This window comes from Escherichia sp. MOD1-EC5189 (assembly GCF_002966045.1).
GTDB lineage: Bacteria > Pseudomonadota > Gammaproteobacteria > Enterobacterales > Enterobacteriaceae > Escherichia > Escherichia coli_F.
On sequence record NZ_PTRX01000039.1, the window covers coordinates 23,254 to 33,052 of the forward strand.

At 50.3% G+C, this 9,799-nt stretch carries 8 protein-coding genes and 1 pseudogene; 6 read left to right on the forward strand and 3 right to left on the reverse strand.

The window, feature by feature from the left end; genetic code table 11:
* The first annotated feature begins 1 nt into the window (after position 1).
* From purB to roxA, 4 genes are all read left to right on the forward strand, one after another.
* Entirely contained in the window at positions 2 to 1,372 is a 1,371-nt protein-coding gene (purB, locus tag ATB02_RS22940; RefSeq protein ID WP_000423751.1) for an adenylosuccinate lyase, read from the forward strand.
* A gap of 168 nt (positions 1,373 to 1,540) precedes the next feature.
* On the forward strand, positions 1,541 to 2,212 hold the full coding sequence (gene phoP / locus ATB02_RS22945; protein ID WP_001265481.1) for a two-component system response regulator PhoP: 672 nt from the start codon (positions 1,541 to 1,543) through the stop codon (positions 2,210 to 2,212).
* Positions 2,212 to 3,672, forward strand: a complete 1,461-nt coding sequence (gene phoQ, locus ATB02_RS22950) for a two-component system sensor histidine kinase PhoQ (RefSeq protein WP_105272297.1) — start codon at positions 2,212 to 2,214, stop codon at positions 3,670 to 3,672. The genes phoP and phoQ overlap by 1 nt, the downstream gene beginning before the upstream one ends.
* A gap of 75 nt (positions 3,673 to 3,747) precedes the next feature.
* Entirely contained in the window at positions 3,748 to 4,869 is a 1,122-nt protein-coding gene (gene roxA, locus ATB02_RS22955; protein ID WP_001353283.1) for a [50S ribosomal protein L16]-arginine 3-hydroxylase, read from the forward strand.
* Between the two features lie 48 nt (positions 4,870 to 4,917).
* Here the strand turns inward: roxA and pepT are convergent, their stop codons facing one another.
* The gene (gene pepT / locus ATB02_RS22960) at positions 4,918 to 6,144 is read right to left on the reverse strand and encodes a peptidase T (RefSeq protein WP_000359451.1); all 1,227 of its coding nucleotides are present in this window, start codon (positions 6,142 to 6,144) and stop codon (positions 4,918 to 4,920) included.
* 249 nt (positions 6,145 to 6,393) lie between these two features.
* On the opposite strand from pepT, the gene potA reads away from it, so the two are divergent.
* Both potA and potB read left to right on the forward strand, forming a co-directional pair.
* A complete protein-coding gene (gene potA / locus ATB02_RS22965) occupies positions 6,394 to 7,530 on the forward strand; it encodes a spermidine/putrescine ABC transporter ATP-binding protein PotA (protein ID WP_032176207.1) in 1,137 nt (378 codons plus the stop codon).
* Positions 7,514 to 8,377, forward strand: coding sequence for a spermidine/putrescine ABC transporter permease PotB (gene potB, locus ATB02_RS22970; RefSeq protein WP_000799406.1), 864 nt, complete (start codon positions 7,514 to 7,516; stop codon positions 8,375 to 8,377). The genes potA and potB overlap by 17 nt, the downstream gene beginning before the upstream one ends.
* Before the next feature lie 232 nt (positions 8,378 to 8,609).
* Here potB and ATB02_RS22975 read toward each other — a convergent pair whose 3' ends face one another.
* Together ATB02_RS22975 and ATB02_RS22980 are read right to left on the reverse strand one after the other, a co-directional pair.
* Positions 8,610 to 9,191: a tail fiber assembly protein gene (locus tag ATB02_RS22975; protein ID WP_105272298.1), complete on the reverse strand. Its 582-nt coding sequence runs from the start codon at positions 9,189 to 9,191 to the stop codon at positions 8,610 to 8,612.
* Positions 9,191 to 9,799: pseudogene (locus ATB02_RS22980) on the reverse strand (hypothetical protein); the annotation flags it as partial. The gene ATB02_RS22975 and the pseudogene ATB02_RS22980, both read right to left, overlap by 1 nt.

Genomic DNA, 9,799 nt, shown 5'->3' on the forward strand with positions numbered 1-9,799 from the left:
TATGGAATTATCCTCACTGACCGCCGTTTCCCCTGTCGATGGACGCTACGGCGATAAAGTCAGCGCGCTGCGCGGGATTTTCAGCGAATATGGTTTGCTGAAATTCCGTGTACAAGTTGAAGTACGTTGGCTGCAAAAACTGGCCGCGCACGCAGCGATCAAGGAAGTTCCTGCTTTTGCTGCCGACGCAATCGGTTACCTTGATACAATTGTCGCCAGTTTCAGCGAAGAAGATGCAGCACGCATCAAAACCATCGAGCGTACCACTAACCACGACGTTAAAGCGGTTGAGTATTTCCTGAAAGAAAAAGTGGCCGATATCCCGGAACTGCACGCAGTTTCTGAATTCATCCACTTTGCCTGTACTTCGGAAGATATCAATAACCTCTCCCACGCGTTGATGCTGAAAACCGCGCGTGATGAAGTGATCCTGCCATACTGGCGTCAACTGATTGATGGCATTAAAGATCTCGCCGTTCAGTATCGCGATATCCCGCTGCTGTCTCGTACCCACGGTCAGCCAGCCACGCCGTCAACCATCGGTAAAGAGATGGCTAACGTCGCCTACCGTATGGAGCGCCAGTACCGCCAGCTTAATCAGGTGGAGATCCTCGGCAAAATCAACGGCGCTGTCGGCAACTATAATGCCCACATCGCAGCTTACCCGGAAGTTGACTGGCATCAGTTCAGCGAAGAGTTCGTCACCTCGCTGGGTATTCAGTGGAACCCGTACACTACCCAGATTGAACCGCACGACTACATTGCCGAATTGTTTGATTGCGTTGCGCGCTTCAACACCATTCTGATCGACTTTGACCGTGACGTCTGGGGTTATATCGCCCTTAACCACTTCAAACAGAAAACCATTGCTGGTGAGATTGGTTCTTCCACCATGCCGCATAAAGTTAACCCGATCGACTTCGAAAACTCCGAAGGGAATCTGGGCCTTTCCAACGCGGTATTGCAGCACCTGGCAAGCAAACTGCCAGTTTCCCGCTGGCAGCGTGACCTGACCGACTCCACCGTGCTGCGTAACCTCGGCGTGGGTATCGGTTATGCGCTGATTGCGTATCAATCCACCCTGAAAGGCGTGAGCAAACTGGAAGTGAACCGTGACCATCTGCTGGAGGAACTGGATCACAACTGGGAAGTGCTGGCTGAGCCAATCCAGACAGTTATGCGTCGCTATGGCATCGAAAAACCGTACGAAAAGCTGAAAGAGCTGACTCGCGGTAAGCGCGTTGACGCCGAAGGCATGAAGCAATTTATCGACGGTCTGGCACTGCCAGAAGAAGAAAAAGCCCGCCTGAAAGCGATGACGCCGGCAAACTACATTGGCCGCGCCATCACCATGGTTGATGAGCTGAAATAAGCCTCAAATCAGTGCCGGATGGCGATGCTGTCCGGCCTGCTTATTAAGATTATCCGCTTTTTATTTTTTCTCTTTACCTCCCCTCCCCGCTGGTTTATTTAATGTTTACCCCCATAACGACATAATCGCGTTACACTATTTTAATAATTAAAACAGGGAGAATGAAAAATGCGCGTACTGGTTGTTGAAGACAATGCGTTGTTACGTCACCATCTTAAAGTTCAGATTCAGGATGCTGGTCATCAGGTCGATGACGCAGAAGATGCCAAAGAAGCCGATTATTATCTCAATGAGCATTTACCGGATATTGCGATTGTCGATCTCGGTTTGCCTGACGAGGACGGTCTGTCACTGATTCGCCGCTGGCGCAGTAATGATGTTTCACTGCCGATTCTGGTATTAACCGCCCGTGAAAGCTGGCAGGACAAAGTCGAAGTATTAAGTGCTGGCGCTGATGATTACGTGACTAAACCGTTTCATATTGAAGAGGTGATGGCGCGAATGCAGGCATTAATGCGGCGTAATAGCGGTCTGGCTTCCCAGGTAATTTCGCTGCCACCGTTTCAGGTTGATCTCTCCCGCCGTGAGTTATCCATTAATGACGAAGTGATCAAACTGACCGCGTTCGAATACACCATTATGGAAACGTTGATACGCAATAATGGCAAAGTGGTCAGCAAAGATTCGTTAATGCTACAACTCTACCCGGATGCGGAGCTGCGGGAAAGTCATACCATAGATGTACTAATGGGACGTCTGCGCAAAAAAATTCAGGCACAATATCCGCAAGAAGTGATTACCACCGTTCGCGGCCAGGGCTATCTGTTCGAATTGCGCTGATGAAAAAATTACTGCGTCTTTTTTTCCCGCTCTCGCTGCGGGTACGTTTTCTATTGGCAACGGCAGCGGTTGTACTGGTGCTTTCGCTTGCCTACGGAATGGTTGCGCTGATCGGTTATAGCGTCAGTTTCGATAAAACCACGTTTCGGCTGTTACGTGGCGAGAGCAATCTGTTCTATACCCTTGCGAAGTGGGAAAATAATAAATTGCATGTCGAGTTACCCGAAAATATCGACAAGCAAAGCCCCACCATGACGCTAATTTATGATGAGAACGGGCAGCTTTTATGGGCGCAACGTGACGTTCCCTGGCTGATGAAAATGATCCAGCCTGACTGGCTGAAATCGAATGGTTTTCATGAAATTGAAGCGGATGTTAACGATACCAGCCTCTTGCTGAGTGGAGATCATTCGATACAGCAACAGTTGCAGGAAGTGCGGGAAGATGATGACGACGCGGAGATGACCCACTCGGTGGCGGTAAACGTCTATCCGGCAACATCGCGGATGCCAAAGTTAACCATTGTGGTGGTGGATACCATTCCGGTGGAGCTAAAAAGTTCCTATATGGTCTGGAGCTGGTTTATCTATGTGCTCTCAGCCAATCTGCTGTTAGTGATCCCGCTGCTGTGGGTAGCCGCCTGGTGGAGTTTACGTCCCATCGAGGCCCTGGCAAAAGAAGTCCGCGAACTGGAAGAGCATAACCGTGAATTGCTCAATCCTGCCACAACACGAGAACTGACCAGTCTGGTACGAAACCTGAACCGACTGTTAAAAAGTGAACGCGAACGTTACGACAAATACCGCACTACGCTCACCGACCTGACCCATAGTCTGAAAACGCCACTGGCGGTGCTGCAAAGTACGCTGCGTTCTCTGCGTAGTGAGAAGATGAGCGTCAGTGATGCAGAGCCGGTGATGCTGGAGCAAATCAGCCGCATTTCACAGCAAATTGGCTACTACCTGCATCGTGCCAGTATGCGCGGTGGGACATTGCTTAGCCGCGAGCTGCATCCGGTCGCCCCTCTGTTGGACAATCTCACCTCGGCGCTGAACAAAGTGTATCAACGCAAAGGGGTCAATATCTCTCTCGATATTTCACCAGAGATCAGCTTTGTTGGTGAGCAGAACGATTTTGTCGAGGTGATGGGCAACGTGCTGGATAACGCCTGTAAATATTGCCTCGAGTTTGTCGAAATTTCTGCAAGGCAAACCGACGATCATCTCTATATTGTGGTCGAGGATGATGGCCCCGGTATTCCATTAAGCAAGCGAGAGGTCATTTTCGACCGTGGTCAACGGGTTGATACTTTACGCCCAGGGCAAGGTGTGGGGCTGGCGGTAGCCCGCGAAATCACCGAGCAATATGAGGGTAAAATCGTCGCCGGAGAGAGCATGCTGGGCGGTGCGCGGATGGAGGTGATTTTTGGTCGCCAGCATTCTGCGCCGAAAGATGAATAAATATGTCCATACTTCACGCATTACGTTAAGCATCCGTTATAATCGGTTGCAGATACCAGCCTGTGGATGCTTAACATGGAATACCAACTCACTCTTAACTGGCCCGATTTTCTTGAACGTCACTGGCAGAAACGCCCGGTGGTGTTAAAACGCGGCTTTAATAATTTTATTGACCCGATCTCTCCAGACGAGTTGGCGGGTCTGGCGATGGAAAGCGAAGTCGACAGTCGACTGGTCAGTCACCAGGATGGCAAATGGCAGGTCAGCCACGGCCCGTTCGAAAGCTACGATCATCTCGGTGAAACCAACTGGTCGTTACTGGTACAGGCAGTGAACCACTGGCATGAGCCGAGCGCCTCGCTGATGCGGCCGTTCCGTGAACTGCCGGACTGGCGTATTGATGACCTGATGATCTCTTTTTCCGTACCTGGCGGCGGCGTCGGCCCACATCTCGATCAGTACGACGTGTTTATCATTCAGGGTACCGGACGTCGTCGCTGGCGAGTGGGCGAAAAGCTGCAAATGAAACAGCACTGCCCGCACCCGGATCTGTTACAGGTCGATCCGTTCGAAGCCATCATTGATGAAGAACTGGAGCCAGGCGATATTCTTTATATTCCGCCAGGATTCCCCCATGAAGGCTACGCGCTGGAAAATGCGATGAACTATTCCGTGGGTTTTCGCGCGCCAAATACGCGGGAACTGATTAGCGGATTTGCCGATTATGTGCTGCAACGTGAACTGGGCGGCAACTACTACAGCGATCCTGATGTTCCACCTCGCGCTCATCCTGCGGACGTTCTGCCGCAAGAGATGGATAAACTGCGGGAGATGATGCTTGAATTGATCAACCAGCCGGAACACTTTAAACAGTGGTTTGGGGAGTTTATATCCCAGTCACGCCATGAACTGGATATCGCGCCGCCAGAGCCGCCTTATCAGCCGGATGAAATCTACGATGCGCTGAAACAAGGTGATGTGCTAGTGCGCCTGGGTGGTCTGCGCGTATTGCGCATTGGCGACGACGTGTATGCCAATGGTGAGAAGATCGATTCCCCGCACCGTCCGGCACTGGATGCGCTCGCCAGCAACATTGCGCTGACCGCGGAGAATTTTGGCGATGCGCTGGAAGATCCGTCATTCCTCGCGATGCTCGCGGCGCTGGTCAATAGCGGATACTGGTTCTTCGAAGGGTAAGTTTGGATTTAAGCCGGATGCGGCATCACATGCCGCATCCCTTTTCGCTTACTTCCGTTGCGCCGTCAACTCGGCAATACGGACGATCACCTGCACCGCTTTTTCCATACCTTCCAGAGTCACAAACTCATGCTTACCATGATAGTTGTAACCGCCAGTGAACAGGTTCGGGCACGGTAATCCCATAAACGACAACTGCGCGCCGTCGGTACCGCCGCGGATCGGTTTCAGTTCCGGTTCAATATCGCAGTCACGCATCGCCTGCTGGGCGATATCGAGAATATGCGGATGCTCAACCACTTTCTCGCGCATATTGTAGTAACTGTCTTCAATCACCAGTTCAATGTAGCAATCAGGATGTAACCCTTTGCCCACTTTTTTGGCGATCTCCATCATTTTACGTTTACGCGCTTCAAACTGTTTACGGTCGAAATCACGAATGATGTAGTGCATATCGGCCCGTTCAACGGTGCCTTTCATGCTCGCCAGGTGATAGAAACCTTCATAGCCTTCTGTCATTTCCGGGCTTTCATTTGCCGGAACTTCCGCATGAATACGTGCCGCCAGCGAAAGCGCATTTACCATCACTCCTTTCGCCGTGCCCGGGTGAACATTGTTACCGACAATTTTGATATTGACCGACGCGGCGTTGAAGTTTTCAAACTCCAGTTCGCCTACGCCACCACCATCAACGGTGTAAGCCCAGCGGGCATCGAAGGCGTCAACATCAAAATGCTTCGCCCCTTTGCCCACTTCTTCATCCGGGGTAAAGGCGACGCGAATATCACCATGCGGAATGTTTTTTTGTTGCAATACCGCCAGCGCGGTCATGATTTCTGCAATACCTGCTTTGTCATCGGCACCTAACAAGGTTTTACCATCGGTGGTAATCAGCGTCTGACCCAGTAGCTGATGCAGCACCGGGAACATAACCGGTGATAAAACTTCATCGCCGATACCCAGCGCAATATCGCCACCGCGATAGTTTTCAACGATTTGCGGATTCACATTTTTGCCGCTGCAATCCGGTGAGGTATCCACATGAGAAATAAAGCCAATCGCGGGGATATCGCCAGGGACGTTAGCCGGTAACGTCGCCATCAACGTGCCCTTCTCACTTAAGGTCACATTGATAAGCCCCATCTCTTCGAGCTGCTCTTTCAGCAGATGCAATAACTTCCATTGGCCTTCCGTGCTGGGAACCTGTCTCACCCCTGCCTTTGATTGGGTATCCAGAGACACGTAGTTCAAAAATCGCTCAAGTAGTTTATCCATGTAGTCACCCTCACTTTTTGTGACAACATTATTAAGAAGCAAGAAAAGACAAATATTGCGTCAGGTCACTTTTACCCCTGCAAGCGGGAATATTTATCAGCATTACCTTAATTAATATAAAGCTAAGCCAGTAATTCACAACAAAGATTGGCGATTCAAGCGGTTTGCCGTAGAATTACCGCCCTCATTAAGAGTCACCAAGGTGGTTAACCACAAACCCCGCATCGGTAAGCCATCCGTTGCGTTTACATGGGACAGAGTAAAAAATTGAATAAACAATCGAGTTCGCTTTCACCGCTGGTGCAATTGGCGGGAATTCGCAAATGCTTTGATGGTAAAGAGGTCATTCCCCAGCTTGATCTCACTATCAATAATGGCGAGTTCCTCACGCTGCTTGGCCCTTCTGGCTGCGGTAAAACAACCGTTCTTCGCCTGATCGCAGGTCTGGAAACTGTTGATTCCGGACGCATCATGCTGGATAACGAGGACATCACCCACGTTCCGGCGGAAAACCGCTATGTGAACACTGTTTTCCAAAGCTACGCACTTTTCCCCCACATGACCGTGTTCGAAAATGTGGCCTTTGGGTTGCGCATGCAAAAAACCCCCGCAGCTGAAATTACGCCCCGCGTGATGGAAGCCCTGCGGATGGTGCAGCTGGAAACCTTCGCTCAACGCAAACCGCATCAGCTCTCTGGCGGTCAACAGCAACGCGTTGCCATTGCCCGCGCGGTGGTTAACAAGCCTCGTCTGTTGTTGCTGGATGAGTCGCTCTCAGCGCTGGATTACAAACTGCGCAAGCAAATGCAGAACGAGCTGAAAGCGTTACAGCGTAAGCTTGGCATTACATTCGTGTTCGTAACTCACGACCAGGAAGAAGCACTTACCATGTCGGACAGGATTGTGGTGATGCGCGATGGTCGCATTGAGCAAGACGGCACGCCGCGTGAAATCTACGAAGAGCCGAAAAACCTGTTTGTTGCTGGGTTTATCGGTGAAATCAATATGTTTAATGCCACGGTCATCGAACGTCTCGACGAGCAGCGCGTACGCGCCAACGTTGAAGGCCGCGAATGTAATATCTACGTTAACTTCGCCGTTGAGCCAGGGCAAAAACTGCATGTTCTGCTACGTCCTGAAGACTTACGCGTTGAAGAGATTAACGACGATAACCACGCTGAAGGCCTGATTGGTTATGTTCGCGAGCGTAACTACAAAGGCATGACGCTGGAGTCGGTTGTTGAACTGGAAAATGGCAAGATGGTGATGGTCAGCGAATTCTTCAATGAAGACGATCCTGACTTTGACCACTCTCTCGACCAAAAAATGGCCATTAATTGGGTAGAAAGCTGGGAGGTCGTACTGGCTGATGAAGAACACAAGTAAGTTCCAGAATGTAGTGATTGTCACTATTGTCGGTTGGCTTGTGTTGTTTGTCTTTCTGCCCAACCTGATGATCATCGGCACCAGCTTTTTGACCCGCGACGACGCCAGTTTCGTCAAAATGGTCTTTACGCTGGATAACTACACGCGACTGCTCGATCCGCTTTATTTTGAAGTGCTATTGCACTCGTTGAATATGGCGCTGATCGCCACCCTAGCCTGCCTGGTGCTGGGCTACCCGTTTGCCTGGTTTCTGGCAAAGCTGCCACACAAGGTGCGTCCGCTGCTGCTGTTTCTGCTGATTGTTCCGTTCTGGACCAACTCATTGATTCGTATCTATGGGCTGAAAATTTTCCTCAGTACCAAAGGCTATCTCAACGAGTTTTTGCTCTGGCTGGGCGTTATCGATACACCAATTCGCATCATGTTCACGCCTAGTGCGGTGATTATCGGTCTGGTTTACATTCTGCTGCCGTTTATGGTGATGCCGCTGTACTCCAGTATCGAAAAACTGGATAAGCCGTTGCTGGAGGCGGCGCGCGATCTCGGTGCCAGCAAGTTGCAGACCTTTATCCGCATCATTATACCACTGACGATGCCGGGAATTATTGCCGGATGTCTGCTGGTGATGCTGCCAGCGATGGGCCTGTTCTACGTGTCTGACCTGATGGGCGGTGCGAAAAACCTGCTGATTGGTAACGTCATCAAGGTCCAGTTCCTCAATATTCGTGACTGGCCGTTTGGTGCTGCCACCAGCATTACGCTGACTATCGTAATGGGCCTGATGTTGCTGGTTTACTGGCGCGCTTCTCGTTTGCTGAATAAGAAGGTGAGCGAATTAGATGATTAATCCTTTATATTCAATATATTAGGTTTGTTTTTGAGTGGTTTTGCCGTTTAAGGTAACGGCGTTATAGATCCTATCAAAATCAATCAATTGCATTCTGGTTTTGGAGAAAGATTTTTCGAGAGCTTCGGTCTTTTACTAAAACTGATTGCGTATAATCCCAATACCCCCTCCCCGACTATCTGAATGGTCGGGGAGGCACTTCAAGCACAAAATATCATCCCTGCGCCGTTGATTACTCTGCAGGTGAAGTCGGCCACTCAATATCAGGTGCAGTTGATGTATCAACACGGTTCAGCAACACCCGATACTTCTTCCAGGCTTCCAGCAATGAGGTTTCTTCCTCCGTTGCGATTTCCAGATCTACAGCATCCTGAAGTGGCGCAATATGCTCACTGGCTACCTGCATCAGGCTGTTTTTTGTTTCTTCCGCCTCCCGGATGCGGAACAGTTTTTCTGCTTCTACATCTTTCACCCAGGCTGTGCCGTTCCACTTCTGAAACTCCCCTTCTGGCGATAACCAGGTAACATTTTCCGGTAACGGACCGAGTTCAGAAATAAATAACGCGTCCCCTGACGCTACGTCATAAACCGTTTTACCCCGATGATCTTCAACGAGATGCCACGATGCCTCATCACTGTTGAAAACAGCCACGAAACCTGCCGGAATATCTGGCGGTGCAATATCGGTACTGTTTGCTGGCAGACCTGTATGAGGCGGAATATATGCATCACCTTCACCAATAAATTCATTAGTTCCGGCCAGCAGATTATAAATTGTTATGGTCCGTGGTTGTTCACTCATTCTGAATGCCATTATGCAAGCCTCACAATATAGTTAAATGCGATGTTTTTGACGGTGTTTTCCGCGTTACCAGCAGCGTTAACGGTGATGGTGTGTCCATGTGAACCAATCGCAACGGAGTGCGTATGAGCACCAATACCGACAGTATGTGCATGTGCGCCTGCGCTTGCAGCAGTGCCGGACAGCGAGTGGGTATGAGCACCATCTGATGATGTCTTCCCTGCATTACGAGTCTGGCCACTACCGCTTGTTGTGCTCATAATCCCCGCGCTTAGATTTGAAATCGCGGTATAACCATTAGGGAAAATGCTCGTGTTCGTGCCACCAAATGCACCGGAACTCTTGTGTTGGTGCGCACCGGCACTATTTGCTGTCCCGCTAATACTATGGGTATGTGCACCAGTGTTATTCGTGGATTTAGTGCCGTAATCAAACGATGATGTGGTTTTCGTCCCCAAATCCGTACTGGATGCGCTGGCGCTGTGGGTGTGCGATTTAATGCCGTCCTGTTCCTGAGACAATACGGCCCGACCACTGGCAGGTTTGCCCTTAATCGTCCAGCCACGCATATCAGGGATCACGCCTGACGGATAAGCGGCTGCAAGTTTCGGGTATGCAGA